At 68.2% G+C, this 24,131-nt stretch carries 27 protein-coding genes, 1 tRNA gene and 2 pseudogenes; 19 read left to right on the top strand and 11 right to left on the bottom strand.

The annotated features are described in order from the left end of the window. The first annotated feature begins 71 nt into the window (after nt 1-71). Nucleotides 72-233: a DUF1674 domain-containing protein gene (locus tag QP166_RS17240; RefSeq protein ID WP_333917018.1), complete on the top strand. Its 162-nt coding sequence runs from the start codon at nt 72-74 to the stop codon at nt 231-233. 204 nt (nt 234-437) lie between these two features. Here the strand turns inward: QP166_RS17240 and QP166_RS17235 are convergent, their stop codons facing one another. Continuing rightward, nucleotides 438-953 carry a beta-carotene hydroxylase gene (locus QP166_RS17235; RefSeq protein WP_333917017.1) on the bottom strand — a complete coding sequence of 172 codons (516 nt, stop codon included), beginning with the start codon at nt 951-953 and terminating at the stop codon, nt 438-440. Nucleotides 954-1,004: 51 nt separating this feature from the next. Here QP166_RS17235 and QP166_RS17230 point away from each other — a divergent pair, with 51 nt between their 5' ends. Beyond that, a complete protein-coding gene (locus QP166_RS17230; RefSeq protein WP_333917016.1) occupies nt 1,005-2,594 on the top strand; it encodes a lysine--tRNA ligase in 1,590 nt (529 codons plus the stop codon). A 62-nt stretch (nt 2,595-2,656) separates the two neighbouring features. Here QP166_RS17230 and QP166_RS17225 read toward each other — a convergent pair whose 3' ends face one another. The 3 genes from QP166_RS17225 to hemC form a co-directional block, all read right to left on the bottom strand. Further along, the gene (locus tag QP166_RS17225; RefSeq protein WP_333917015.1) at nt 2,657-3,529 is read right to left on the bottom strand and encodes a hypothetical protein; all 873 of its coding nucleotides are present in this window, start codon (nt 3,527-3,529) and stop codon (nt 2,657-2,659) included. A 31-nt stretch (nt 3,530-3,560) separates the two neighbouring features. Then, nucleotides 3,561-4,091 (bottom strand): uroporphyrinogen-III synthase, encoded by a 531-nt coding sequence (locus QP166_RS17220; protein ID WP_333917014.1) that lies wholly within the window; start codon nt 4,089-4,091, stop codon nt 3,561-3,563. A 112-nt stretch (nt 4,092-4,203) separates the two neighbouring features. After that, entirely contained in the window at nt 4,204-5,097 is an 894-nt protein-coding gene (hemC, locus tag QP166_RS17215) for a hydroxymethylbilane synthase (RefSeq protein WP_333917013.1), read from the bottom strand. Between the two features lie 239 nt (nt 5,098-5,336). Here hemC and tsaD point away from each other — a divergent pair, with 239 nt between their 5' ends. Beyond that, nucleotides 5,337-6,362 (top strand): tRNA (adenosine(37)-N6)-threonylcarbamoyltransferase complex transferase subunit TsaD, encoded by a 1,026-nt coding sequence (tsaD, locus tag QP166_RS17210; protein WP_333917012.1) that lies wholly within the window; start codon nt 5,337-5,339, stop codon nt 6,360-6,362. Further along, the gene (locus QP166_RS17205; RefSeq protein ID WP_333917011.1) at nt 6,359-7,339 is read left to right on the top strand and encodes an NAD(P)H-dependent glycerol-3-phosphate dehydrogenase; all 981 of its coding nucleotides are present in this window, start codon (nt 6,359-6,361) and stop codon (nt 7,337-7,339) included. The genes tsaD and QP166_RS17205 overlap by 4 nt, the downstream gene beginning before the upstream one ends. A gap of 245 nt (nt 7,340-7,584) precedes the next feature. Here the strand turns inward: QP166_RS17205 and QP166_RS17200 are convergent, their stop codons facing one another. Then, the gene (locus QP166_RS17200) at nt 7,585-8,520 is read right to left on the bottom strand and encodes a ribose-phosphate pyrophosphokinase (protein ID WP_333917010.1); all 936 of its coding nucleotides are present in this window, start codon (nt 8,518-8,520) and stop codon (nt 7,585-7,587) included. Between the two features lie 77 nt (nt 8,521-8,597). Here QP166_RS17200 and QP166_RS17195 point away from each other — a divergent pair. The 7 genes and pseudogenes from QP166_RS17195 to ribH all read left to right on the top strand — a co-directional run bounded on the left by QP166_RS17195 (nt 8,598) and on the right by ribH (nt 13,573). After that, nucleotides 8,598-9,933 (top strand): annotated as a pseudogene (locus tag QP166_RS17195) (glutamate--tRNA ligase). Nucleotides 9,934-9,951: 18 nt separating this feature from the next. Beyond that, nucleotides 9,952-10,302: a hypothetical protein gene (locus tag QP166_RS17190; protein WP_333917009.1), complete on the top strand. Its 351-nt coding sequence runs from the start codon at nt 9,952-9,954 to the stop codon at nt 10,300-10,302. 25 nt (nt 10,303-10,327) lie between these two features. Then, nucleotides 10,328-11,113, top strand: coding sequence for a bifunctional diaminohydroxyphosphoribosylaminopyrimidine deaminase/5-amino-6-(5-phosphoribosylamino)uracil reductase RibD (gene ribD / locus QP166_RS17185; protein ID WP_333917376.1), 786 nt, complete (start codon nt 10,328-10,330; stop codon nt 11,111-11,113). Nucleotides 11,114-11,124: 11 nt separating this feature from the next. Then, nucleotides 11,125-11,376, top strand: a pseudogene (locus tag QP166_RS17180) (RibD family protein); the annotation flags it as partial. A 13-nt stretch (nt 11,377-11,389) separates the two neighbouring features. Then, complete coding sequence (locus tag QP166_RS17175) at nt 11,390-11,995, top strand: riboflavin synthase (protein WP_333917008.1); 606 nt, start codon at nt 11,390-11,392, stop codon at nt 11,993-11,995. A 46-nt stretch (nt 11,996-12,041) separates the two neighbouring features. Then, nucleotides 12,042-13,154 carry a 3,4-dihydroxy-2-butanone-4-phosphate synthase gene (ribB, locus tag QP166_RS17170; protein WP_333917007.1) on the top strand — a complete coding sequence of 371 codons (1,113 nt, stop codon included), beginning with the start codon at nt 12,042-12,044 and terminating at the stop codon, nt 13,152-13,154. Continuing rightward, nucleotides 13,154-13,573, top strand: coding sequence for a 6,7-dimethyl-8-ribityllumazine synthase (ribH, locus tag QP166_RS17165; protein WP_333917006.1), 420 nt, complete (start codon nt 13,154-13,156; stop codon nt 13,571-13,573). Before ribB ends, ribH begins: the two co-directional genes overlap by 1 nt. Before the next feature lie 45 nt (nt 13,574-13,618). On the opposite strand, the gene QP166_RS17160 is transcribed toward ribH, so the two are convergent. From QP166_RS17160 to QP166_RS17150, 3 genes are all read right to left on the bottom strand, one after another. Beyond that, nucleotides 13,619-13,834 (bottom strand): hypothetical protein, encoded by a 216-nt coding sequence (locus tag QP166_RS17160; protein ID WP_333917005.1) that lies wholly within the window; start codon nt 13,832-13,834, stop codon nt 13,619-13,621. Next, nucleotides 13,834-14,400, bottom strand: a complete 567-nt coding sequence (locus QP166_RS17155; protein ID WP_333917004.1) for a class I SAM-dependent methyltransferase — start codon at nt 14,398-14,400, stop codon at nt 13,834-13,836. The genes QP166_RS17160 and QP166_RS17155 overlap by 1 nt, the downstream gene beginning before the upstream one ends. 97 nt (nt 14,401-14,497) lie before the next feature. Next, nucleotides 14,498-14,812, bottom strand: coding sequence for a putative quinol monooxygenase (locus tag QP166_RS17150; RefSeq protein ID WP_333917003.1), 315 nt, complete (start codon nt 14,810-14,812; stop codon nt 14,498-14,500). A gap of 234 nt (nt 14,813-15,046) precedes the next feature. Between QP166_RS17150 and QP166_RS17145 the strand changes: the two genes are divergently transcribed. Next, nucleotides 15,047-15,412: a hypothetical protein gene (locus QP166_RS17145; protein WP_333917002.1), complete on the top strand. Its 366-nt coding sequence runs from the start codon at nt 15,047-15,049 to the stop codon at nt 15,410-15,412. Between the two features lie 111 nt (nt 15,413-15,523). On the opposite strand, the gene QP166_RS17140 is transcribed toward QP166_RS17145, so the two are convergent. The 3 genes from QP166_RS17140 to QP166_RS17130 all read right to left on the bottom strand — a co-directional run bounded on the left by QP166_RS17140 (nt 15,524) and on the right by QP166_RS17130 (nt 17,203). Continuing rightward, the gene (locus tag QP166_RS17140) at nt 15,524-16,318 is read right to left on the bottom strand and encodes a DUF72 domain-containing protein (protein ID WP_333917001.1); all 795 of its coding nucleotides are present in this window, start codon (nt 16,316-16,318) and stop codon (nt 15,524-15,526) included. Further along, a complete protein-coding gene (locus tag QP166_RS17135) occupies nt 16,315-17,019 on the bottom strand; it encodes an HPP family protein (RefSeq protein ID WP_333917000.1) in 705 nt (234 codons plus the stop codon). Before QP166_RS17135 ends, QP166_RS17140 begins: the two co-directional genes overlap by 4 nt. A gap of 109 nt (nt 17,020-17,128) precedes the next feature. Then, nucleotides 17,129-17,203, bottom strand: a tRNA-Gly gene (locus tag QP166_RS17130). A gap of 156 nt (nt 17,204-17,359) precedes the next feature. Between QP166_RS17130 and QP166_RS17125 the strand changes: the two genes are divergently transcribed. The 7 genes from QP166_RS17125 (at nt 17,360) to QP166_RS17095 (ending at nt 24,109) form a co-directional block, all read left to right on the top strand. Then, nucleotides 17,360-18,070 (top strand): response regulator transcription factor, encoded by a 711-nt coding sequence (locus QP166_RS17125; RefSeq protein WP_333916999.1) that lies wholly within the window; start codon nt 17,360-17,362, stop codon nt 18,068-18,070. A gap of 4 nt (nt 18,071-18,074) precedes the next feature. Beyond that, nucleotides 18,075-19,397, top strand: a complete 1,323-nt coding sequence (locus QP166_RS17120; RefSeq protein WP_333916998.1) for an ATP-binding protein — start codon at nt 18,075-18,077, stop codon at nt 19,395-19,397. A 164-nt stretch (nt 19,398-19,561) separates the two neighbouring features. After that, a complete protein-coding gene (locus tag QP166_RS17115; protein WP_333916997.1) occupies nt 19,562-21,088 on the top strand; it encodes a SulP family inorganic anion transporter in 1,527 nt (508 codons plus the stop codon). 156 nt (nt 21,089-21,244) lie between these two features. Continuing rightward, complete coding sequence (locus tag QP166_RS17110) at nt 21,245-22,114, top strand: TorF family putative porin (protein WP_333916996.1); 870 nt, start codon at nt 21,245-21,247, stop codon at nt 22,112-22,114. A 296-nt stretch (nt 22,115-22,410) separates the two neighbouring features. Beyond that, nucleotides 22,411-23,307 (top strand): tetratricopeptide repeat protein, encoded by an 897-nt coding sequence (locus QP166_RS17105; protein ID WP_333917375.1) that lies wholly within the window; start codon nt 22,411-22,413, stop codon nt 23,305-23,307. Further along, nucleotides 23,304-23,927, top strand: coding sequence for an LON peptidase substrate-binding domain-containing protein (locus QP166_RS17100; protein ID WP_333916995.1), 624 nt, complete (start codon nt 23,304-23,306; stop codon nt 23,925-23,927). The genes QP166_RS17105 and QP166_RS17100 overlap by 4 nt, the downstream gene beginning before the upstream one ends. Next, a complete protein-coding gene (locus QP166_RS17095) occupies nt 23,924-24,109 on the top strand; it encodes a Trm112 family protein (RefSeq protein ID WP_333916994.1) in 186 nt (61 codons plus the stop codon). Before QP166_RS17100 ends, QP166_RS17095 begins: the two co-directional genes overlap by 4 nt. Nucleotides 24,110-24,131: the final 22 nt, after the last annotated feature.

Here is a 24,131-nt window from a genome sequence, read left to right as displayed (position 1 = left end):
CGGCTTGAAGGCGATCATGACGCTGCATATGTGCCGTAGTGTACGCCGGATCAATCGGAAGGACCGCCGCGATGGGCAAGCGCCCCGATCATGTGAAGCCGCCCGCCTATCTCAGCCCCAACCCGCCGGTGCCTGCACCGGGGCCGATGGACCGTCCCGCCGAAGACCCGCTGGGTCGCGATCCCGTCCGCTTCGGCGATTGGGAATTGAAGGGCATCGCGGTCGATTTTTGAGTGTTTGACACTCTCCGTTCGTGCTGAGCCTGTCGAAGCACGTGCCTGGGACACGCCCGTCGACAAGCTCCGGGCGAACGGTTGGAGAGAGGCCTGACTCGCGGAGGTCAGCCCAAGCTTTAGCTCGTCGCCCCGGACTTGATCCGGGGCTCCGCTTTAAAAACGATAGTGCGAGAAGAAGCAGAAGTCCGGACGACGGGGTGATTACACCCGCTCGCGCTCCACGCCCGTCGCCGCGCGCACCCCGGCGCGTCCGCGGCGCTTCAGTTCCGCCTTCAGTTCTTCGGGCTTCGGCGCGATCAGGAAGCCGAAGCTGACGTTCCCCTCACGCGTTTCGACCACATGATGCAGCCGATGTGCCTGGATGATCCGCTTCATATAGGCCGACTTCGGCAGATACCGCGTCGGCAGCCGCTTGTGGACGATCACGTCGTGGAACCCGAAATAAATCGCGCCATAGGCCGCGATCCCGGCGCCGATCCAGGTGAAGCCCGGCCACCAGCCGAGCTGTACCCCGCCGAGGATCATCACGAACGACGGCACCGCGAAGATCACGGCATACAGGTCGTTCAGCTCCCAATTGCCATGCCGTGCACGGTGGTGGCTCTCATGCAGGAACCAACCGACCCCATGCATCACCCAGCGGTGCATGACATAGGCGAACCCCTCCATCAGCGCGACGGTGGCGAGGAACAGCAGCAAGGCGGGCCAGAACGACATCGCGCGTGCATATAGCCATCGCGTGCGCGTCTCGCTACGTCGGCGCGCATCATGACCGACGATCTCCGCCCGGAAAGCCTCCGAACCGCCGCTCTCGATTCCAAGGCCTGGCCGTATGAGGAGGCGCGCAAGCTCCTCAAGCGCTACCCGAACGGGAAGCAGGACGGGCAGCCGGTGCTGTTCGAAACCGGCTACGGGCCGTCGGGGCTGCCGCACATCGGCACCTTCAACGAAGTGCTGCGCACCACGATGGTCCGCAACGCCTTTCACGCGCTCAGCGACCTGCCGACGCGATTGATCGCGTTCAGCGACGACATGGACGGGCTGCGCAAGGTCCCCGAGAATGTGCCGAACGGCGACATGCTGCGCGAACATCTCGGCAAGCCGCTGACGCGCATTCCCGATCCGTTCGGCAAGTTCGACAGTTTCGCCGCACACAACAATGCGATGCTGCGCGACTTCCTCGATCGCTACGGCTTCGACTATGATTTCGCGTCCTCTACCGAATATTATACCACCGGACGCTTCGACGCGGCGATCAAGGGCGTGCTGCGCCACTGGCAGGGCGTCATGGACGTCATGCTGCCGACGCTGCGCGCCGAGCGCCGCGCGACCTATTCGCCGGTGCTGCCGGTCAGCCCGAAGAGCGGGATCGTGTTGCAAGTGCCGGTCGAGGTGATCGACGCCGAGACCGGGCTGATCGCGTTCGAGGACGAGGGCGAGCGCATCGAGCAATCCGCGCTCGGCGGGCTGTCGAAGCTGCAGTGGAAGGTCGACTGGGCGATGCGCTGGGTCGCGCTCGGCGTCGATTACGAGATGGCGGGCAAGGACCTGATCGATTCGGTCGTGCAATCCTCGAAGATCGCGCGCGTGCTCGGCGGCCGCCCGCCGGAGGGCTTCAACTACGAGATGTTCCTCGACGAAAAGGGCGAGAAGATCTCCAAATCGAAGGGCAACGGCCTGTCGATCGAGCAATGGCTGACCTACGGCCCCGAGGAGAGCCTGGCGTTCTACATCTATCGTGAGCCCAAGAAGGCCAAGCAGCTCCACATGGGCGTGATCCCGCGCGCGGTGGACGATTATTGGCAGTTCCGCGGCAATTACGCCGGGCAGGCGACCAAGGAGCGGCTCGGCAACCCCGTCCACCACGTCCATGACGGCAAGCTGCCCGCGGGCAAGTTGCCGGTGACGTTCGGGTTGCTGCTCAACCTCGTCGGGGTGATGGGCGAGGGCGCGACGCGCGAGCAGGTGTGGGCGTATCTCGCCAATTACGTCGCGGATGCCACCCCCGCCGCCTATCCCGAACTGGACCGGCTGATCGGCCATGCGCTGGCCTATCACCGCGACCATGTCGCGCCGACGCTGCAACGACGCGCACCCGATGGTGTCGAGGTGGCGGCGCTGGAACGGCTCGACGCCGAGCTTGCGGCCTTGCCCGAGGAGGCGAGCGCCGAGGACATCCAGAACATCGTCTATGAGATCGGCAAGACCGGCGGCTTCGCTGAGCTGCGCGACTGGTTCAAGGCGCTGTACGAGACATTGCTCGGTTCGAGCCAGGGACCGCGGATGGGCAGCTTCATTCGCCTGTACGGTATCGCGAACACACGGACGCTGATCGCCGAAGCGCTGGGAAAGAAGTAAACTCCTCGTCGCCATGACGGGCCAATCAGCGAGACCCAGATGTGGTCCCAGGCGCCGACGCCCTAGAACAAACTCTCAGCCGACGAGGCGGAGGGCGAGGGCGCCGGCTGCGGCTCTGCTGGTCGCGCAGGCGGTGGGGCGAAGGCACCGGTGATCGCCGCCGTCTCCAGCGTGTCGAGCGCCGCCCGCGCGTCGATCCAGCGCCGCGCCGCCGCGGTCCAGTTCGCCGCATCCGCCGCACCGGGAAGTCGCTCGACCTCCGCCAGTGCGGTCTCGACATTGCCATTGTCGAGCTGCCGCCGCGCACGCGCCAGCCGATCGGAGGGGAGCGGCGAGGGTGTGTCGGCGCGGTGGATGACGATCAGGCTGCGCAACTCGCTGCCGATCCCGCTCCACCAGTCGCTCGGTCGCGCGAGCAGCATCGGCGTGGCGACGTTCAGGCTTTCGCGCAAATCCTCCAGCGTCACCGGCTGGCGCGCGGAACGGATCACCGTTCCCACCTGCGCGGGCAAGGTCGCGCCGAACCGACGGCGTAGTTCGTTCTCCAGATAGCCGAGCCCCGCGCCGCGATCGAGCGCGCGCCGTGCCGCGAAGGTCACGAAGATCGCCTCGGCCTTGCCCGCATTCACCGCTGCCTCGGCGGTATCGGCATCGGTGCGTGCCGCACGCGCCTCGAGGTTGGCGAGCTGCGCCGCCAGTGTCGCCTCACGCAGCGCCAAGGTCGCGGCGTCGGCGGGGGCGGCGGCTTGAGCCGGTGCGGCGGTCGGGCGCGCGGCCGGGGCACTCGCTCCGCCGCGCGCGAAGAAGCCGGGCGTGTTGCGTACCGCATAGGCCATCAGCCCCAGCCCTATCAGGAAGGCGAGGATCGCGATCGCCAGCGCCGGGCCGATCCGCGATCGCGTAGGGGGTCGCGTCGTGCCAAGGGGATCGCTCATCCGGCACTTATCCTCGCGCCCGGCGCGCCGGTCAATCAGGTGCGACAAGCGCCTGTATCAGCGCGTGATCGTCGGGCCGGTCCGCGACGATGACGCGCCGCCAGCTCGGCCCCGCCGCAGCGGCGATCGCGGGGCTGAGCGCCGCAATGTCGATCCGTCGTCGCGGGAGGTCTTCGGACAGCAGCGCGAATAGCTGCGCGGCTCGCGCGGAGTGCAGCATCGCCACCCCGTCGACCGCCGCCGCCAGTGCCTCCTGCGCGACAGGCAGTGCTTCGCTTGCATAGACGATCAACATGGCCGCGCCCGGCTGCGCAACATGCTCGCGCCCGGCAAGATGGAGCAGCCGTGGAAACTTTCCGGCGCGCGACACCGCCGCAGCTGCATCGCCGTCCCCGACGATCGCGACGTCGAGCCCCACCGCACGCGCCGCCGCAGCAGTCGCTGCACCGACCGCGACCACCGGCAGCCCCGCTACCCGCGCGAGCCCTTCGCCCGCCAGCCGTACCGCCTGCGCGCTGGTAAGCAGCAAGGCGTCATAAGTTGCCGGTTCGGGGGCGTCCACGCGACCGGCACCGCCGCAAAGAGCGGCAGCGCCACCGGCTCCAGCCCCACCGTCCCCAGCGCCGCGCAGGTGCGTGCGTTGCCCGGTTCGGGCCGCAACACCAGCACACGCGTCATCCGAACAAGACGCGGATCGCAGCCGGTGCGCGTGCCAGCAGCTCTTCGGCAAGTCGTGCACCCAGCAAAACCGGATCCGCCCCTTCGGCCAGCCCCTCGACCGACTCGGTCCCATCCGAAGTCAGCAATTGCGCGCGTAGCACCAGCGTCTCACCCTCGACCACCGCCAGCGCCGCGACCGGCGAGTGGCAATCGGCGCGCAGCCCCGCGAGCAAGGCGCGCTCCGCGGCGACGGCGCGGTTCGTGGTGGCATCGTCGATCGCCGCGACCCATGCGTGCGCCGGCCCATCGGCGAGCGTTTCCACCCCGACCGCGCCCTGTGCCGGGGCGGGGAGCATCACGTCGAGCGGGATCGCCACGCCGGTATCGTGTCGCCCGAGCCGCTCCAGCCCCGCCGCGGCGAGCAATGTCGCATCGACCTCGCCCGCCGCAAGCTTGCCCAGTCGGGTGTCGACATTGCCACGGAACAGCACGGCCGACACGTCGGGGCGCAGTCGGCGGAGCTGCGCGGCGCGCCGCGGGCTGCTGGTGCCGATCACGGCCGCTTCGGGAAGCGCCGCGATCGATGCCGCGCCGATCAGCCGGTCGCGCACATCGGCACGCGGCAAAATCGCGGCGATCGCGATCGCATCGGGGCGCAGCGTCTCGACGTCCTTCATCGAATGGACGCACGCATCGACCTCGCCCGCCAGCAGCGCGCGGTCCAGCTCCTTGGTCCACAACGCCTTGCCGCCGATCTCGGCAAGCGCGCGGTCCTGGACGCGGTCTCCCGTGGTGCGGATGACGACGATCTCGACATCGTCCCAGCCGTGCGCGGCCATCAATGCGTCGCGCACCATGCCTGCCTGGGTGAGCGCAAGCGGCGAACCACGGGTACCGAGCCGGAACATGGCGCACCTCTTGGCGGCTCGGCCCCGCGCCTGCAAGCGTTGCGGCATCACACCTGCGGTCGCCCCTGCGCAGGCAGGGGCCTATGGCTGTGTCGTTCTGGCGTGTCGTCCGACACAGACTCCGCCGGGCGTGTGTCAGGCTAGCGCGCGACGGTACAGACATGGGCCCCTGCCTGCGCAGGGGCGACGAAGCGAACGCCGGGGTCGATATGCCGCGCCGGTTACCCTAGATAGCCGCGATGCTGATCCTCGGGCTCGAATCTTCCTGCGACGAAACCGCCGCCGCTCTCGTCACCGGCGACCGGGAGGTACTGGCGCACCGGCTGGCCGGGCAGGAGGCGGCGCATCGCCCCTATGGCGGTGTCGTGCCGGAAATCGCCGCACGCGCGCATGTCGAGGTGCTGCAACCGCTGGTCGAGGCGGCGCTGGCCGACGCGGGCAAGACGCTTGCCGATGTCGACGCGATCGCCGCCACCGCCGGGCCGGGGTTGATCGGCGGCGTGCTGGTCGGGCTGGTGACCGGCAAGGCGCTCGCGCACGCCGCGGGCAAGCCGTTGATCGCGGTCAATCATCTCGAAGGTCACGCGCTTAGCCCGCGGCTCGCCGATCCCGATCTCGACTTCCCCTATCTGCTGCTGCTCGTCTCGGGCGGGCATTGCCAGTTGCTGCTGGTCGAGGGCGTCGCACGCTATCGGCGGCTCGCGACGACGATCGACGATGCGGCGGGCGAAGCGTTCGACAAGACCGCCAAGATCCTCGGGCTCGGCTTCCCCGGCGGTCCCGCGGTGGAGCGCGCCGCCGCCGAGGGAGACGCGCGCGCAGTGCCGCTGCCACGTCCGCTCAAGGGCTCGCCCGAGCCGCACTTCTCCTTTGCTGGGCTCAAGGCGGCGGTGGCGCGGATGGCGCCCGATCACGCCGCGGTCGACGTCGCGGCGAGCTTCCAGCAGGCAGTGGTCGACTGCCTGATCGACCGTACCCGGCGTGCGCTGGACAAGGCCGATGGCGCGACCGCTCTGGTCGTCGCGGGCGGCGTGGCGGCGAACGGCGCGGTGCGCGCGGCGTTGCAGGCGCTCGCGGCCGAGCACGGCCTGCGATTCGTCGCGCCGCCAGGCTGGCTGTGCACCGACAATGCCGCGATGATCGCCTGGGCGGGCGCGGAGCGCTTCGCCGCCGGGCTGACCGACCCACTCGACACCGCGGCGCGCGCGCGCTGGCCACTCGATCCGGATGCGGAGAAGGTGCGCGGCGCGGGGGTGAAGGCATGAGCGGCCCGATCGGCGTCATCGGTGCCGGCGCGTGGGGCACCGCGCTGGCGCAGGTCGCCGCCACCAACGGGCATGAGGTGCGGCTCTGGGCGCGCGATCCGGCACTGGTCGACGCGATTAACGCGACTCACGAGAACGCCGCCTATCTGCCCAGCATACCGCTCTCACCGCTGATCCGCGCGACGGGTGATCTGGCATGGGTCGCGGAGGCCGCAGCGAATCTGATCGTCACGCCCGCGCAGGCTATGCGCACGGTGCTCGCGCAGCTTCCCGCCAATGCGCAGGCGTTGGTGGTCTGCTCGAAGGGGATCGAGGCGGGGACGCATCTGCTGATGAGCGAGGTGGCGCAGGAACAGCATCCCGCCTCGCCGGTGCTGGTGCTCTCGGGGCCGACCTTTGCGCATGAAGTGGCGCGCGGGCTGCCGACCGCGGTGACGCTGGCCGGCCATGATCCGGCGACGCGCGCACTGCTCGCCACCGCGATCGCCGCGCCGCATTTCCGGCCCTACGCCAGCAACGACGTGATCGGCGCGGAGATCGGTGGCGCGGTCAAGAACGTGCTCGCGATCGCCTGCGGGGTCGTCGACGGCGCGGGGCTGGGGCAGAATGCGCGCGCGGCGCTGATCGCGCGCGGCTTTGCCGAAATGACGCGCTTCGGTGCGGCAAAGGGCGCGCGGGCGGAGACGCTGGCCGGGCTGTCGGGGCTCGGCGACCTGGTGCTGACCTGCTCGTCGACTGCGTCGCGCAATTTCTCGCTGGGCGTCGGGATCGGGCGCGGCGAAGCGGTGGCTGACCTGCTCGCGAACCGCCGCACGGTCGCGGAGGGTGCCTATACTGCGCCGGTGCTTTTGGAGGCGGCGCACACCGCCGGGGTGGAGATGCCGATCACCGCGGCCGTGTGCAGGTTGTTGGCGGGCGAGGCGGTACGTGGCGTCATCGACGACCTATTGGCGCGGCCGTTGAAGGAAGAGGTGTGACCTCGCCATCGTCCCTATGCCTTCCCGTCACCCCGGCGAAGGCCGGGGTTCAGTTGGGAAGGCTGGTCTGACGAAGCGCAAGGTTCGTCACGATCGTCCCGCCGCTGGACCCCGGCCTTCGCCGGGGTGACAGAAAGGGATAGGCCTGCCGTGGCGAAGCCGCGCCGTCGGTCGGGCTTGGCCCGCCGGCCGGGCGGGGCGCTGCTGGCGCAGCGGCGCGGGCGTGGCCGCGCCTGCGCCCCGCCTCAGTCGAAGAGTGACGAAACGCTCGCCTCGTCTGAAATCCGCCGCATCGCCTCGGCGAGCAGCGGCGCGATCGTCAGGTGGCGGATCTTGCCGGCGTCCTTGATCGTGTCGTGGTTGCCGATCGAGTCGGTGATGACCAGTTCGTGCAGCGCCGAGCCTTCGACCCGCGCCACCGCCCCGCCCGACAGAACGCCGTGCGAGACATAGGCGACGACGTCCTCCGCGCCCGCTTCCTTGAGCGCGGCGGCGGCGTTGCACAACGTCCCCGCCGAATCGACGATATCGTCGATCAGGATGCAGAACCGCCCCTCGACGTCGCCGATGATGTTCATCACCTCCGATTCGCCCGCGCGCTCGCGACGCTTGTCGACGATCGCAAGCGGGGCGTTGTCGAGCCGCTTCGACAGCGCGCGCGCGCGCACCACGCCACCGACGTCGGGCGAGACGACCATCAGGTTCTTCTCACCGAACCGCGCGCGAATGTCCTGCGACATCACCGGCGCGGCGAACAGATTGTCGGTCGGGATGTCGAAAAAGCCCTGGATCTGCCCGGCATGCAGATCGACCGAGAGCACGCGATCGGCGCCCGCGGTCGTCACCAGATTGGCGACCAGCTTGGCGGAGATCGGGGTCCGCGGCCCCGGCTTCCGGTCCTGCCGGGCATAGCCGAAATAGGGGAGCACCGCGGTGATGCGCTTTGCCGACGCGCGCTTCAGCGCGTCGATCATGATCAGCAATTCCATCAGGTTGTCGTTGACCGGATAGCTGGTCGACTGAACGACGAACACGTCCTCGCCGCGGACGTTCTCCATGATCTCGACGAAGATTTCCTCGTCCGCGAAACGGCGCACCAGCGCTTCGGTCAGCGGCACCTCCAGATAATCGGAGATCGCACGCGCCAGCGGCAGGTTGGAATTGCCGGTCATCAATTTCATGGACGAACACCCTTTCGTGCGCGCTCGTTTAGGCGCGGGGGCTGGCGAGGGGAAGGGGCGCGCGTAAGCGGCTCTTCATGACCGTGATCACCCGCTTCGCACCTTCCCCGACCGGTACGCTGCACGTCGGCAACATCCGCACCGCGCTCCACAACTGGATGTGGGCGCGCGCGCACGGCGGACGCTTCCTGTTGCGGATCGACGATACCGATGCGGAGCGCAGTGAGGAACGGTTCGTCGAGGCGATCCGCGCCGATCTCGCGTGGCTCGGGCTCCACCCCGACGGCGAGGAACGCCAGTCCGCGCGCACGGCGCGTTACGAGGACGTGTTCGAGGCGTTGCGCGCCGCCGGGCATATCTACCCCGCTTATGAGACCGCGCAGGAACTCGACCTGAAGCGCAAGATCCTGCGCGGCCGTGGTCTGCCGCCGGTCTACGACCGTGCCGCACTCGCGCTGACCGATGCGGATCGCGCGACGCTCGAGGCGGACGGCGTCCGTCCGCATTGGCGCTTCCGGCTCGATCATGCGACGCCGATCGAATGGACCGACCTGATCCGCGGTCCGCAGCAGTTCGATGCTGCGACGATGAGCGACCCGGTGATCCGCCGCGCCGACGGTTCGTGGCTGTATATGCTGCCCTCGGCGATCGACGATCGCGACATGGGCGTGACGCACGTCGTGCGCGGCGAGGACCATGTCACCAATACCGCGCTGCAATTGCAGATGTTCGCGGCGATGGGCGCGACCCTCCCGCCTTCGCGCACGAGGCGTTGCTGACCGGCGCCGAGGGCAAATTGTCGAAGCGGCTCGGCAGCCTCGGCGTCGACGCACTGCGTGACGAGGGGATCGAGCCTGCCGCGATCGTCTCGCTGCTGGCGCGGCTCGGCACCAGCCAGCCGGTCGAGCCGCACGTCGACCCTGCGCCGTTGCTGGAGGCGTTCGACTTCGCGCATTTCGGCCGCGCGCCCGCCAAGTTCGACGAGCGAGAACTGGCGCAGGTCAATGCGCGGATCGTCCACCAATTGCCGTTCGCGGCGGTCGCCGATCGTCTGCCTGCCGGGATGGATGCGGCGGTGTGGGAGGCGATCCGTCCCAACCTCGAGACGGTCGCGGGTGCCGCCGACTGGTGGCAGGTGATCGAGGGACCGGTCGACGCGCCCGCAGCGGGGAGCACGCCGCCTATCTCGCGCAGGCCGCAACGGTCGCGCGCGAGATCGACTGGGTCGGCGACCCCTGGCACGCGCTGACCGCTGCGCTCAAGGAGGCGACCGGGCGCAAGGGCAAGCCGCTGTTCCTGCCGCTGCGTCGCGCGCTTACCGGGCGCGATCACGGCCCGGACATGGCGGCGCTGCTCCCGCTGATCGGGCGCGATCGCGCGATCGCACGACTGGACTCGAACAGCCGCGCCTGACGTCCTATATCCTGCGCCATGCGACAGTTCCTCGCCCGTATCTCGCCGGTGCGCGCCACGCGCGACCTGCGCTACTTCCTCCAGACGCGCGAGCGGTACGAGTGGAGCTTCTTCGCGCTGTCGATCGCGGTGACCACGGTGGTGATCTGGGCGTTCTTCTACGATTCCTACGCCGAGAAGGAATATCGCCCCAACATCGTCTACTTCCAGCAATGGAAGCTCGATCGGACCGATGCCGAGATCGTCGCGCAGCAGAAGATCGACAAGCCGATCCGCGATGCCGAGGTCGCCGCGCAGAAGGCGCGCGAGGAAAAGCTACGCGCCGGGTTCAAGCGGCTCGACGACAAGCTGAACGACATGGGCATCTGATCCATTGAACGACGACGTGCGCTGGATGGCCGCCGCGCTCGCGCTGGCGGGTCGGACGCGCGGGCGGACGGCGCCGAATCCCAATGTCGGGTGCGTGATCGTCGGCAAGGGTCGCGTCGTGGGGCGCGGCTGGACGCAGCCGGGCGGGCGTCCGCACGCCGAAGCGATCGCGCTTGCCGAGGCGGGCGAGGCCGCGCGCGGCGCGACTGCTTTTGTCACGCTCGAACCTTGCGCGCATGTCAGCACGCGCGGTCTCGCCTGCGCCAATCTGCTCGTCGCGGCAGGGGTCGCGCGGGTCGTCGCGGCGATCGGCGACCCCGACCCTCGCACCGATGGCACCGGCTTCGCGCGACTCCGCGCCGCCGGGATCGCGGTCGAGACCGGGGTCCTCGCCGAGGCCGCGCGGCGATCGATGGCGGGTTTCCTCACCCGTCAGGCGCACGGGCGACCTTATGTCACGCTCAAGCTGGCATTGTCGCTCGATGGCGCGGCGGCGATGGCGGACGGACGAAGCCAGTGGATCACCGGCACCGAAGCGCGCACTCACACCCATCTCGAACGCAGCCGCCACGATGCGATCCTCGTCGGGCGCGGGACATGGCAGGCGGATCGGCCCCGGCTCGATGTACGGTTGCCGGGGCTGGAGGATCGCAGCCCGCTGCGCGTGGTGCTCACGAGCAACCCTCCACTGCAAGGGGAGGTGGCAGCCCAACAGGCTGACGGAGGGGTGGCCACTTGCGGGAACGTTTCGAGCCTCAACACCCCTCCGTCAGCCTTGCAGGCTTCCACCTCCCCTTCCTGGGAGGAATAGTCTACATCACCACCCCCGCCGCCATCGCCACGCTCCCGGCCGACCATCTCTTCGTCGAGGGCGGCGCGCAGACCGCCGCCGCCTTCCTCCGCGCCGACTTAGTCGACCGCCTTCTCCTGTACCGCGCTCCGATCCTGATCGGCGGCGGGCGCACGCTTCCCGACCTCGGACTCACCGACCTCGCCGCCGCCCACGGCCGCTGGACGCTCACCGATCAGCGCCAGCTTGGCAGCGACCGGCTCGAAGTCTACGAGCGCGCCTGAAAGGCCAATCCCCATGTTCACCGGCATCGTCACCGACATCGGCACCATCCGCCAGATCGAGCAGCGCGGCGACACGCGCGTCGTCATCGCCACCGGCTATGATGTCGCGACGGTCGATCTCGGCGCGTCGATTTCCTGCTCGGGCATTTGCCTGACGGTGGTCGACAAGGCACCCGGCTGGTTCGCGGTCGACGTCTCGAACGAGACGCGCAGCCGGACCGCGCACGGCCAGTGGACCGAGGGGCGACCGCTCAACCTCGAACGTGCGATGAAGCTGGGCGATGAGCTGGGCGGGCATATCGTCACCGGCCATATCGACGGCGTCGCCGAGGTGACCGACGTCACTACCGACGGCGACTCGCGCCGCATCGCCTTTCGGATCACGCCCGAGCTGGCGCCGTTCCTTGCCCCCAAGGGCTCGGTGACGATCGATGGCGTCTCGCTGACCGTCAATGCGGTGGAGGATGCCGCCGACGGCACGCATTTCACCGTCAACCTGATCCCGCACACGCAGGCGGTCACGACGCTCGGTGCGCTAGCGGCCGGTCAGGCCGTCAATGTCGAGATCGACGTCCTCGCCCGCTATCTGCAACGCATGGAGCATTATCGTGGCCGCTAAGCCCGCCGAACTCGCGCCTGCGGGATCCCATCAAAGTACCACTTTGATGGGTGGCCTGCGCCACGGCTATCTGTCGACGCCCGAAGAGATTATCGACGAGGCGCGCAACGGCCGGATGTTCATCCTCGTCGACGACGAGGATCGCGAGAACGAGGGCGATCTCGTCATCCCCGCACAGATGGCGACGCCCGAGAAGGTCAATTTCATGGCCCGCCACGGCCGCGGGCTGATCTGCCTCGCCATGACCAAGGCGCGCGTCGAGGATCTCGGGCTCGACCTGATGAGCCGCAACAACGGCACGCGTCACGAAACCGCCTTCACCGTCTCGATCGAGGCGCGCGAGGGGGTGACGACCGGTATCTCGGCCGCGGACCGCGCGCGGACGATCGCGGTCGCGATCGATGCGACCAAGGACCGCACCGACATCGTCACGCCGGGGCACGTCTTCCCGCTGGTCGCGCGCGATGGCGGCGTGCTGGTGCGTGCCGGCCATACCGAGGCAGCGGTCGACGTCTCGCGGCTCGCCGGGCTCAATCCCTCGGGCGTGATCTGCGAGATCATGAACGAGGACGGCACGATGGCGCGCCTCGACGATCTCGTCTCGTTCGCGCAGCTCCATAATCTCAAGATCGGCACGATCCGCGACCTGATCGCCTATCGCCGCCGCCACGACCATCTGGTTGAACTGGTCAGCGAAGCGCCGTTCACCAGCCGCTGGGGCGGCGACTGGACGGTGCGCGCCTATCGCAACAAGGCGACCGGCACCGAGCAGATCGCGCTGGTCAAGGGGCGCGTCGATCCCGCGCGCCCGACGATGGTGCGGATGCACGCCTTGTCGCCTTTCGCCGACCTGTTCGGTGAGGAGGGCGAGCGCAGCCGGATGCTGTCGCGCTCGATGGAGCTGATCGCCGAGGAAGGCGCGGGGGTGATCGTCGTCATCAACCGCCAGCGCGCCGACGCGTTCACCACCGCGGTGCGGCTGAAGGCGGGCGAGCAGGCAACGGTCGATATGGAGGAATTGCGCGACTATGGCGTCGGCGCGATGATCCTCGCTGAACTGGGCGTGCACGACATGGTGTTGCTCACCAACACGCATCACACATTGGTCGGGCTCGATGGCTATGGGCTGTCGATCGTCGGCGAACGGAAGGTGGATTGATGGCCAACGTCCTCATCGTCGAAGCACGATTCTACGATCATCTCAACGACATGCTGGTCGCGGGCGCCGCGGCCGCGGTCGAGGCGGCGGGGCATCGCGCCGAGGTGCTGACCGTCCCCGGCGCGCTCGAAGTTCCCGGCGCGATCGCGCTCGCGGCGGAGAGCGGGCGCTATGACGCATTCGTCGCGCTGGGCGTAGTGATCCGCGGCGAGACCTATCATTTCGAGATCGTCGCCAACGAAAGCGCGCGTGGGATCATGGCGTTGACCATGGACGGCGTCGCGATCGGCAACGGCATTCTCACCACCGAGAACGAAGCGCAGGCGATCGCCCGCGCCGACCCCGCGCAACTCGACAAGGGCGGCGCGGCGGCCAAGGCGGCGCTGGCGATGCTTGACCTGAAAGAACGGCTGGGCTGAGCGGGGGGCAAATCGCGCTCGGCCCGGTAATCCCGACTTTTCGCTTCAGCGCCGCGCGATTAACAGCTCCGAAGTCTTGGCGATCGCGAAGACCGCAGATCGTCGGAACGCCGCCTCGACCGCGTCCGCCAGCTTCGCCGCCACGCCCGGCGTATCCGCCTCGGGCAGGCTGGTGAGATAGCCGAGCAGGTCGACCGGATCGGTGACTCGCAAGGTGTCGTCGTAGCGTCGCACCTCGACCGTGCGGAATTGCGTCTGCATCAACGCCAGCCCATCCTCGGACGACAGGGGGCCGGACGTGCAGATGGGCGGCCGAGTGCCTGCTCCAGAAGTCCACTCAGTTCCGCCATCGTACCGGAGCGGTTAAGGACCACCGCCACTATTCCACCCGGCCGGGCCACGCGCGCCAACTCGGCCAATCCCGCAGCAGGGTCGGAGAGATGATAGAGCATGTGGATCGCCAGCGCCGTGTCGATGCTATCGTCCGGGAACGGCAACGCGGTCGCATCGCCAAGGATCGCATCGACGTCGCTCCAGCGCTTGGCGGCGCGCACCGTCGCTTCCGCTGCCGCCACCATCCCCGGCGAGCTATCGACCAGCCGCAATGCCAAGTCGTCCGGAACGTCGCGCGGTGCATCGCGCCACAATGCGCCGGCACCACAGCCCACATCCGCCACCACGCTGCCCGGCGTGAACGCGATCTCGCTCGCCAGCCACGCGAACCAGTCGGCCCGCCCATACCGGCGGTGGAGGATTGCGCGCGCTTCCAGGCGGTCGGGAAAGCGGTACTGCACCTCGCGCAGATAGCGGTCTTCGTCGTTGGTCATCGCTGCTCCGAACGCGGAATGACGATGCGCCTGTCCTATGGCGTCGGTCAGCGGCGCGTCAGTCCTGCGTCGACCGACAATGGCGAAGCGGCCGTGCTCACATACACGTCACCGGCCCCCCAGCCTTGCCCTTCGACTTGGCGCACAACAGGATCGGGTGCGTGTCGACGAGCCACAGTCCGAGGACCATCGTCGCCGTCGCGGTCTTGTAGGTCAGGAAGTGCGGCGCGCGGATGTGCGCTTCATAGGCGGCGCGGCTGGCATAGACCTCGAGCAGCCGGATCTGCGTCGGATCATCCGCGATCTGCACCGAGTGGAGCATCAACACCCCCGGCTCGCTGCGGACCGACGCTGCCTGCTCGGCGGCGAGGATCGTCTTATAGGCGTCGAGCTGCGCAGGATCGACCGACACCTCCGCGATCTCGCACCATCATGCCGTCGCCGGGTGCCATCGCCTCCGCCGCCGACATGGCCCCGGTCAGCGACATCGCCGCAGCGCCGGCAATTCCGATCGTTCTGTTCATCGCTTGCCCCTCTATCCCCGCACCGCGCACCTTCGAGATACCGTACGCACACCTCCCGCGCCTGTATCCGTCAACATCGGGCAGGGGTTCACGGCCGCCCGGCGGGCCACTAGGATCGCCGCATGGACGTGCCCGCTCCGCTCGCGACCGGTGACCTCACCACCGGCGCGCACCTCGGCGCCGGCGGGTCGACAGGCGCGATCGAGGACACCGCCGCCTTTCTCGATCGCTTTGCCGAGCGGCTCGCGCGCGCCTATCACGCCGGCGAACTGACCTACACGGTCTGTGACCGCATCGTCTGCGACCTCCATGGGCTGTTACAGGGATTGTGGATGGACGGCGTCAGCCATGCTTGGCCGAGCTTGTTCCAACAGGTGTACGACGCCTTCGAGGCCGGCGCGCGTCACGCGCGTGCCGACGGCTCCGACGATCCGGTGCGCACCTGTACCGACCCGGCGATCGCGGCGATCGTCGCCGCGCTCGATTGATCTGTCCTACACCGTCCAACAACAGCTAGCGTTGCGGCGGAGCCGGTATGGCTGCGACGTCACACGAACGATAATGCCGTCGTCCGGCATCAACTTTGCCAACATCCGCCCTCAGCCGAGCCGCTCGATCAATGCCATCGCGGCGTGCGGTGCGCGGACTTTTGCGCCGTTTATCATGAAGATGAATGTGTCGCGGGGCTGCGTCGGCGCCGGTTCCGCGACATAGGGCAGCCCACTGGGGCTCTCGCCCGCCGCCCACCCTCGCGCGACGTCACGCCAGCGGTCGAGCGCGGCCGGAGCATAGCCGGCCGGTTCCTCCTCGCGGGCATCCTCGAGTCGCGCATAGACGAAGTTGCCCGACACATCCGCCAGCGCCGGGTAGTCGGCAGAAGCGCCATGAACGATCGCCACCCCGGCGGCGCGACACAAGGCGACGAAGTCGGGGGTCGCGAAGCTTTCGTGTCGTACTTGGATCGCGTGACGCAGCGGCACGCCGGCCTCGCTGGCGGGCAGCAGCTTGAGGAACGCCGCCATGTCGTCGGCATCGAACTTCCGTGTCGCCGGCATCTGCCAAAGGATCGGGCCGAGCATGTCGCCCAACTCGACGATCCCCTGACCGACGAAGCGCGCGATCGATTCGCCGGCCTCCGCCAGCACCTTGCGCGTCACGCAATAGCGCGACGCCTTGAGCGCGAAGACGAACCCGTCGGGCGCGGTCGCGCGCCAGCCGGCGAAGGTCGCTGGCTTGAACGACGAATAGAAGGTGCCGTTGACCTCGATCGCGGTCACGTGACGGCTGGCATATTCCAGCTCGCGCTTCTGCGGCCATTTGTCGGGATAGAAGGTCCCACGCCATGGCTCGTAGGTCCAGCCGCCGATGCCCACACGAATCGAAGAAGCTGTCATCGCACCGGCGTGCCGGGTTGCCGCGCACTTGTCGAGCCGGCGCGGCGGGCGGCGGCATGCGCTTCGGCGCGGGTCAGCAGCGCGTCGAGATCCTCGGGCGCGATGTCGAACGTCTCGTGCAGGTCGGCCAGCGCTGCGTCGATGTCCGCGGCGTGCAGCCCCGGCGTGGGGGCTGCGACCGGTGCGGCGGCACGATGCGGATAGCTGTGGCGGGTCATGCGATGATAGAGGACGCCAAGCGCGACCAGCGCGACCGAATTGATGCCGACCGGCGCGAAGGCGAAGGTCCAGCCGGCGGCATGGATGCCGGTGCTGCCGATCACTGCGGTCAGCGCCGCCGCACCGCCGGGCGGGTGGAGGCAACGCAGCAGCGACATCGCGAGGATCGCGCCGCCGACCGCAATGCCGGCCGCGAGCGCGATCTGCGGGATCAACTGGTAGGCGGCGACCCCGATGAGCGCCGAAACGACATTGCCACCGATTACCGACCACGGCTGCGCCAGCGGGCTGGCGGGCACCGCGAACACCAGCACCGCCGAGGCACCGAGCGGCGCGACGATGATCGGCAGGTCGGCCTGGCTCAGCGGCAGCTGCGCGCAGACGAGAAACGTCAACGCAAGGCACAGCGCCGCGCCGACACAGGCCAGCAACCGAGCCGGCCAATGCGCGCCGGCGAGCAGGAGCGAGAAGAACGGCCTCATGCCCGCGCCCGTAGCGCAGCGCCGCCGCGTCGTCACGGCCGATGGGCGTGGCGTGCGAGCAATAAAGCCGAACTTTCCCCGAAGGGAGATGCGCTTGTATGTGGAAGACTGGAGCGGGCGAAGGGATTCGAACCCTCGACCCCAACCTTGGCAAGGTTGTGCTCTACCCCTGAGCTACGCCCGCTCTGGCGCCGTGATCGGAAGCATTTGGCTGCTCCCGTCGGGTGAGGTGGCGCCACTAGCAGCGGTGTTCGGAGCCCGCAACAGCTTTTTCACAAGAGCCTGCGTTTTTCGTGCCGCGAATTGACCGGCTTCGGCGTGGCCCCTACGTCCTGCGGACATGACTGCCCCTACGATCCTGCTTGTCGAGGACGATCCGTCGCTCCGAATGCTCACCGCCCGCGCGCTTCAGGAGAATGGTTTCGCCGTCCGTCCCGCCTCCGCAGCGCCGGAGATGTGGCTGGCGCTCGATTCGGGGCCGGTCGATCTCGTGCTGCTCGATATCATGCTGCCGGGGACGAGCGGGATCGATCTGTGCCGGTCGCTGCGCCAGAAGAGCGACGTGCCGATCATCTTCATGTCGGCGCGCGCGAGCGAGACCGACCGCGTGGTCGGGCTGGAGCTGGGCGCGGACGATTATATCGCCAAGCCATTCGGGACGCGCGAATTGGTGGCGCGGGTGCGCGCGGTGCTGCGGCGGCCGGCGCTCGACCGTCGGGCGGGCGCGGGCGATCAGGGAATGCTGATCTTCGACGGCTGGACGGTAAACCTGCCACGCCGTGAACTCGCCTCGCCGAGCGGTGCGATCGTCGACCTGACGGGCGCGGAGTTCGACCTGCTGGTGGTATTGGCCGATCACGCGCAACGCGTGATCGCGCGCGAGCGGCTGATCGAGTTGAGCCGTACGCGGCTCGGCGACAGTTCGGATCGCTCGATCGACGTGCTGGTCAGCCGGCTTCGCCGCAAGCTGGGCAGCGCGGGTGCACCGGCACCGATCGTGACGGTGCGCGGGGTCGGCTATATGCTCAACGCGCCCGTCGAGCGCAGCTGAGCGCATGACCTTCCTGCGCCGCCCGGCAGTCGGCCTGCTGGGGCAGGTGCTGGGTATCCTGTTGCTGACGCTGGTGATCGAATTCGGCGCCAGTACCTTGCTTTACGAGCGTGCCAGCGGGTTTGCGGTGCGTGACGACGAGGCTAATCGGCTCGCCGAGCATCTGGTCATCAGCCGCCGGCTGATCGCCGAACGCCCGCAGCCCGAGCGTCCGGCGATGGCGTCCGAGCTGACCACCGATCGATACGCGTTGCAATGGAGCGCGACCTTGCCCGCGGTGCCGGCAATTGCGCCCGCCCTCGACGAAATGCATCGGCAGGTACTCGAATGGGAGCCTTCGCTGGCGACCGGTGACCTGTGGCTGCGGCTGCAATCGCCGGGGCGGCGTTCGGTGGTGACGGGTGGATTGCAGCTAGAGGACGGAAGCTGGCTGTTTTTTCGTACGCGGCAGCCGATCGCCAACCTCAACCTTTCGTTCGAGCGGATCGCGCTGGCGATGGTGCCGGCGATCGCGTTGATGCTGCTGGGGGCGCTGCTGCTGCGACGTGTGCTGCTGCCCTTGCGGCGGCTGGCGACCGCAGCAGATCGCGTCGGGCACGGAATTGTCGAGCATGTCCAAGAGGATGGGCCAGGCGAGGTGCGGCGCGTCATTACGGCGTTCAACCGGATGCAGGATCGTATCCAGGCGCTGATCGCGGGGCGGACGCAGGCGCTGGCGGCGGTCGGTCACGATCTGCGCACCCCGCTCGCGCGGCTGCACCTGCGGACCGAGGCGCTGCCCGACGTCGAGACCCGCGACGCAATCGTTCGCGATGTCAGTGAGATGGAGGCGATGATCACCTCGCTGCTCGCCTTCCTTGGCGGGTCGGCGGAGCCGGAGCCGACCAGCGTCGTCGACCTGGCGGTACTGTGTGCGACGCTGGCCGACGATGCCGAGGATCGTGGGCGAGTGGCGACCTATGACGGCCCGGATCACTGCGAGTGGCGGCTCCGGCGCGTCGGATTCAAGCGTGCGTTGGTCAATCTCGTCGAAAATGCCCTCCATTATGGCGACACGGTCACGATCAGGCTCATCACCGACCGCCCCGGTGCCGTGATCCGCATCGAAGATGACGGTCCGGGAATCCCCGACGACGAACTGGAGCATGTGCTCGAGCCGTTCGTGCGGCTCGATCCCGCGCGATCGCGCGACACGGTCGGGTTCGGGCTTGGGCTGTCGATCGTCCAACTCGCTGTCGCGGAGGAGGGCGGGCGGCTGACGCTCGCCAACCGCGTCGGGGGCGGGCTGTGCGCGGAGATCGTGTTGCCGCCTCAGGAAACGAAATGACACGCACGCGCCGCACGGCAGCAAGGAGCCGGCCGTAAGACCTGGACGATTGACATCAGGAGAGTCGACGTGGCCAGCGCAGGCGAACGCCCCCATGTGATCGCCGCGCGATCGTTCCGGCTGGACGCATGATGGCCAGCGTGGTTCCTCCATCCGATCCGGCGATGACTCGTCCCGGCATCTCGGTGCCCTCTTTCTCGCTGCTTGGGCGCGATCTGACCGCGTCGATCGTCGTCTTCCTCGTCGCGATGCCGCTTTGCATGGGGATTGCGATCGCCTCGGGTGCGCCGGCCGAGAAGGGGCTGATCACCGGGATCATCGGCGGGATCATCGTCGGGGCGATCGCCGGATCGCCGCTGCAGGTGAGCGGTCCGGCCGCGGGGCTGGCGGTGATCGTCTACGAACTGGTGCGCGACCAGGGGCTGGCGGCGCTGGGGCCGATCCTGGTCGTGGCCGGCGCGGTGCAGGTCGTGGCGGGAGTGTTCCGGCTGGGTGGCTGGTTCAAGGCGATCTCGCCGGCGGTGGTGCACGGGATGCTCGCGGGGATCGGGGTGCTGATCGTCGTCGGCCAGTTCCACGTGCTGTTCGACCATCGCCCGCTGCCGAGCGGGTTGCAGAACCTCGCGGCGATGCCGGGCCGGCTGTTCGGCCTGTCGCCGAGCAATTTGCAGGCGACCGAGTTCGCGTTCGCGATCGGCGTGGTGACGATCGCCGCGATGATCGGCTGGGAAAAGTTCCGCCCGGCTTCGCTGCGGCTGTTGCCGGGGGCGCTGGTCGGGGTGCTGGTCGGGACGATCGTCTCGCTGCTGTTCGCGCTGGAAGTCGCGCGGGTACAGGTGCCCGATTCGATCGTCGCCGCAATCACCCCGCCGAGCGGCGAGGGCTTCGCGCGGCTGCTCGATCCGGCGGTGATCGCAGCGGCGGTGGCGATCGCGTTCATCGCCTCGGCCGAGACGTTGCTGTCGGCGGCGGCGGTCGACAAGATGCACAATGGCGTCCGCACCGATTACAACAAGGAGTTGCGCGCACAGGGCTTCGGCAACCTGTTGTGCGGCTTTGCCGGCGCGTTGCCGATGACCGGAGTGATCGTGCGCAGCTCCGCCAACGTTCAGGCGGGCGCGGCGACGCGGCTGTCGGCGATGCTGCACGGCGTGTGGATCCTCGGCTTCGTCGCGGCGCTGCCGTTCGTGCTCAAGCTGATCCCGATGGCGGCGCTCGGCGCGATCCTGGTCGTCACCGGCTTCCGACTGGTCAGCGTCAAGCACGCCACGCACCTGTTCCGCGACTACGGCGTGTTGCCGGTGCTGATCTGGGCGGCGACGCTGGTGACGGTGGTGTCGACCGACCTGTTGACCGGGGTGCTCGTCGGCATCGGGCTGACGATGCTTGAGCTGATCCCCAACCTCCACCGGTTGCGGTTGCGCGTCTATGAAGGGCAGGAGGCCGATACCCATGCGATCACGCTGGACGGCACCGCGACCTTCGTGACCTTGCCCAAGCTGTCAGAAACGCTCGACCGGGTGCCGACCGACACGCCGGTGCGGATCGACGCGACGCGGCTCAGCGCGGTCGATCACACCAGCGCGGAGATGCTGCGCGACTGGTTCCAACGGCGGCGTGCCTCTGGCCAGTCCGTGAAGGTCACAGGCGCAAGTGGCCGGATCGCCACACTGAACGACGATCAGCACTAAGGCTGCGGCGCAGCAATGTTTTGATGCCGATCAGAAACATTGCTGCAACGCGGTGTAAATAGGTTTGGGATGTGAGCCAGCCATCGCCCTCCCGCTCGTCGGGGGAGAGCGAAGCGGACCGCAAGCAGGAGGAGCCTCTTACCATCAGGAGGTTCCATGAAGTACGCATTCCTTATTCCCGCCGCCATGCTGTCGCTGGTTGCCGTTCCCGCCGCCGCGCAGGAAGAGGCGCCGCCCAAGCCGGTCACCGTCTCGGGATCGGTCGGATTGGTCAGCGACTACCGTTTCCGCGGCGTGTCGCAGTCCGACGAGAACCTTGCCGTGCAGGGCGGCTTCACGATCGCGCATGAGAGCGGCATCTATATCGGCACCTGGGGATCGAACCTTTCCGGCTGGGGCACGTTCGGTGGCGCCAATATGGAGCTGGACCTGATCGCCGGGTTCAAGACCCCGATCGGCGACGGCGGTACGCTCGACATCGGCGCGACCTGGTACATGTATCCGGGCGGCTTCGATAACACCGACTTCATCGAGCCTTACGTCAAGCTGTCGGGTACCGCCGGGCCGGTCAGCCTGACGGCGGGTGTCGCCTACGCGCCGAAGCAGGAAGCTTTGGGTGCGTGGTCGGCCAATGGTGATATCGCCTCCAAGGTCGATTATGAGAACGGCGTCGGTTACAGCAATCCGGGTGCAAAGGGCGACAATCTCTACGTCTGGGGCGATGCCGCCGCGGGCATCCCCGGCACCGGGCTGACCGCCAAGGCGCATATCGGCGCATCGAGCGGCAACAAGGGGCTGGGACCGTTCGCGACCAGCGTTGCGCCGACCGGAAATTACGCCGACTGGCTGCTGGGCGTCGACTATACCATTCCGAGCACGCCGCTGACCGTCGGGGTCGCCTATGTCGACACCAACATTACCGACCGAAAGGCCGCCTATCTCCAGCCGAGCTTCAGCCGCGGGCAGGACGGGGTGGGCTCGATCGCGGGCGCCAAGGTGGTCTTCGCGCTGACTGCCGCCTTCTGAGGGTGAGCGACGATCAGGGAGGTGCGACGGACCTTCGTCGCATTCGATGCTCGCCTCTCCTTCGTTCGTCGCCCCGGACTTGATCCGGGGCCTCACTTCTTCTTGGTGACCGAGGTAGAAGCGGGATCCCGGATCAAGTCCGGGATGACGGCTGATGCTCAGGGGTGATCGGTCGATGTCGACCTGATCGCGCCGCATCCTGACCAAAGCGGGTGGGGCGGGGGGTTTGTATCCCCCGCCGCCATCCCACATAAGGGGGCAAGCAATTTCAGGAGTGCCCCTTGGCCACGTTAGGCATGTCACCCGCCGAGAAGGAAGCGGTCCAGCGGTTCCGCACGGACGTCGTCGAACCGTCGATGACGCAGCTCGTGATCGTCGATTTCTGGGCGGAATGGTGCGGGCCGTGCAAGGCGCTGACGCCGGTGCTGGAAAAGGTCGCGGCCGAATATGCCGACAAGGGCGTGGTGCTGGCCAAGGTTGATACCGACAAGGACCAGTTCATCGCGGCGCAGTTCCAGATCCGCTCGATCCCGACGGTCTATGCGATGTTCCAGGGGCAGCTCGTCGCCGACCTGACCAGCGCACGCACCGAATCGCAGCTCAAGGCGATGCTCGACCAGTTGCTGCGCCAATTGCCGATCAGCGGCGAGGCGCAGTCGCAGGAGGCGGAGCTGGAGCCGTTGATCGCGATAGGCGAGCAGGTGCTGGCCGAGGGCGATGCGGAGCGGGCGCTGTCCATCTTCGACCAACTGGCCGAGATGGCGCCCGAGCATCATGCGGTGCTGTCCGGGCGCATCCGCGCGCTGGTCGCGGCGGGGCAGGTCGAGGAAGCCGAAGCGGCGATCGCGGCGCTGCCCGAAGACGCGGCGAAGCTGCCCGACGTGCAACGCGCGGCGGCGGCGCTGGCGCTCGCCAAATCGGCCCCGGCGGTCGACGATCTCGCTCCGCTGGAAGCGGCGGTGGCGGCCAACCGCGAAGACCTTCAGGCGCGGTTCGATCTCGCCAATGCGCGGATGGCGGCGGGAGATCGCGAGGCCGCAGCGAGCGGCCTCCTGTCGATCGTCGCGGCGGATCGCGCGTGGAACGACGATGCGGCGCGGCAGCAATTGCTCAAGCTGTTCGAGGTCGTCGGGCTGGAAGATCCATGGGTGTCGGCGCAGCGGCGCAAGCTGTCGGCGATCCTGTTCGGATGACCGACACGACGCGGCTCTCGATCTTCCCGCTGCCGGGCGCGCTGCTGTTTCCGCAGCTGCATCTGCCGCTGCACATCTTCGAGCCGCGCTATCGCGCGATGGTGTCCGACGCGATGGCGCGCGATCGGCGAATCGCGATGATCCAGCCGCGTCCCGACAGCGAGGATGTCGATGCGCCCGATCTGTTCGATATCGGCTGCGTCGGGCGGATCGCCGAGGTCGAGGCGCTCGACGACGGGCGGTACAATCTGATCCTGCAAGGGCTGGCGCTGTTCCGCGTGCGGCGCGAGCTGGTGGTGACGACGCCGTTCCGGCAGGTCGAAGCCGAGCTGTTGCCGGTCGCGGAGGACGAGACATTGTCGCTGGGGGCGCGTGCCTCGCTGGAGATGGAGTCGCGGCAGTTTGCGGAGGCGCATGGCTATAGCGTCGATTGGGACGCGGTAGGTCGGCTCGACGACGTCAGCCTTGTCAACGGCGTCGCGCAGATCGCGCCGTTCGACGTCGCCGCCAAGCAGGCTCTGCTGGAAGCGCCCGACCTGGCGATGCGTGCCGAGATGCTGGTGCAGTTGATGCAGTTCTTCGGCCGCCACGACGGCGAGGACCGGGTGACGTTGCAATGACGATCGACCCGTGGTTGCTCGAACGGCTGGTGTGCCCGGCGACGCGGACGCCGCTTCGGTATGATGCCGGGCGGCAGGAGCTGGTGTCGGAGGCGGGCGGGGTGGCCTATCCGGTGCGCGACGGGGTGCCGGTGTTGCTGGTCGAGGAAGCGCGTCGGCTGGACGCGCCGAAACCTCTGTAATGGCATTACCCCGGCATTCGCC

It is taken from the genome of Sphingomonas sp. LR60 (assembly GCF_036855935.1).
GTDB lineage: Bacteria > Pseudomonadota > Alphaproteobacteria > Sphingomonadales > Sphingomonadaceae > Sphingomonas.
This window is presented reverse-complemented; position numbering and strand designations above follow the sequence as displayed.

Excerpts from the sequence above, each read along its gene's own strand:
- QP166_RS17240 (WP_333917018.1), top strand. The coding sequence starts at position 72 with ATGGGCAAGCGCCCCGATCATGTGAAGCCGCCCGCCTATCTCAGCCCC.
- QP166_RS17235 (WP_333917017.1), bottom strand. The coding sequence starts at position 953 with ATGTCGTTCTGGCCCGCCTTGCTGCTGTTCCTCGCCACCGTCGCGCTG.
- QP166_RS17230 (WP_333917016.1), top strand. The coding sequence starts at position 1,005 with ATGACCGACGATCTCCGCCCGGAAAGCCTCCGAACCGCCGCTCTCGAT.
- QP166_RS17225 (WP_333917015.1), bottom strand. The coding sequence starts at position 3,529 with ATGAGCGATCCCCTTGGCACGACGCGACCCCCTACGCGATCGCGGATC.
- hemC (WP_333917013.1), bottom strand. The coding sequence starts at position 5,097 with ATGTTCCGGCTCGGTACCCGTGGTTCGCCGCTTGCGCTCACCCAGGCA.
- tsaD (WP_333917012.1), top strand. The coding sequence starts at position 5,337 with ATGCTGATCCTCGGGCTCGAATCTTCCTGCGACGAAACCGCCGCCGCT.
- QP166_RS17205 (WP_333917011.1), top strand. The coding sequence starts at position 6,359 with ATGAGCGGCCCGATCGGCGTCATCGGTGCCGGCGCGTGGGGCACCGCG.
- QP166_RS17200 (WP_333917010.1), bottom strand. The coding sequence starts at position 8,520 with ATGAAATTGATGACCGGCAATTCCAACCTGCCGCTGGCGCGTGCGATC.
- QP166_RS17190 (WP_333917009.1), top strand. The coding sequence starts at position 9,952 with ATGCGACAGTTCCTCGCCCGTATCTCGCCGGTGCGCGCCACGCGCGAC.
- ribD (WP_333917376.1), top strand. The coding sequence starts at position 10,328 with ATGGCCGCCGCGCTCGCGCTGGCGGGTCGGACGCGCGGGCGGACGGCG.
- QP166_RS17175 (WP_333917008.1), top strand. The coding sequence starts at position 11,390 with ATGTTCACCGGCATCGTCACCGACATCGGCACCATCCGCCAGATCGAG.
- ribB (WP_333917007.1), top strand. The coding sequence starts at position 12,042 with ATGGGTGGCCTGCGCCACGGCTATCTGTCGACGCCCGAAGAGATTATC.
- ribH (WP_333917006.1), top strand. The coding sequence starts at position 13,154 with ATGGCCAACGTCCTCATCGTCGAAGCACGATTCTACGATCATCTCAAC.
- QP166_RS17160 (WP_333917005.1), bottom strand. The coding sequence starts at position 13,834 with ATGCAGACGCAATTCCGCACGGTCGAGGTGCGACGCTACGACGACACC.
- QP166_RS17155 (WP_333917004.1), bottom strand. The coding sequence starts at position 14,400 with ATGACCAACGACGAAGACCGCTATCTGCGCGAGGTGCAGTACCGCTTT.
- QP166_RS17145 (WP_333917002.1), top strand. The coding sequence starts at position 15,047 with ATGGACGTGCCCGCTCCGCTCGCGACCGGTGACCTCACCACCGGCGCG.
- QP166_RS17140 (WP_333917001.1), bottom strand. The coding sequence starts at position 16,318 with ATGACAGCTTCTTCGATTCGTGTGGGCATCGGCGGCTGGACCTACGAG.
- QP166_RS17135 (WP_333917000.1), bottom strand. The coding sequence starts at position 17,019 with ATGAGGCCGTTCTTCTCGCTCCTGCTCGCCGGCGCGCATTGGCCGGCT.
- QP166_RS17125 (WP_333916999.1), top strand. The coding sequence starts at position 17,360 with ATGACTGCCCCTACGATCCTGCTTGTCGAGGACGATCCGTCGCTCCGA.
- QP166_RS17120 (WP_333916998.1), top strand. The coding sequence starts at position 18,075 with ATGACCTTCCTGCGCCGCCCGGCAGTCGGCCTGCTGGGGCAGGTGCTG.
- QP166_RS17115 (WP_333916997.1), top strand. The coding sequence starts at position 19,562 with ATGACTCGTCCCGGCATCTCGGTGCCCTCTTTCTCGCTGCTTGGGCGC.
- QP166_RS17110 (WP_333916996.1), top strand. The coding sequence starts at position 21,245 with ATGAAGTACGCATTCCTTATTCCCGCCGCCATGCTGTCGCTGGTTGCC.
- QP166_RS17105 (WP_333917375.1), top strand. The coding sequence starts at position 22,411 with ATGTCACCCGCCGAGAAGGAAGCGGTCCAGCGGTTCCGCACGGACGTC.
- QP166_RS17100 (WP_333916995.1), top strand. The coding sequence starts at position 23,304 with ATGACCGACACGACGCGGCTCTCGATCTTCCCGCTGCCGGGCGCGCTG.
- QP166_RS17095 (WP_333916994.1), top strand. The coding sequence starts at position 23,924 with ATGACGATCGACCCGTGGTTGCTCGAACGGCTGGTGTGCCCGGCGACG.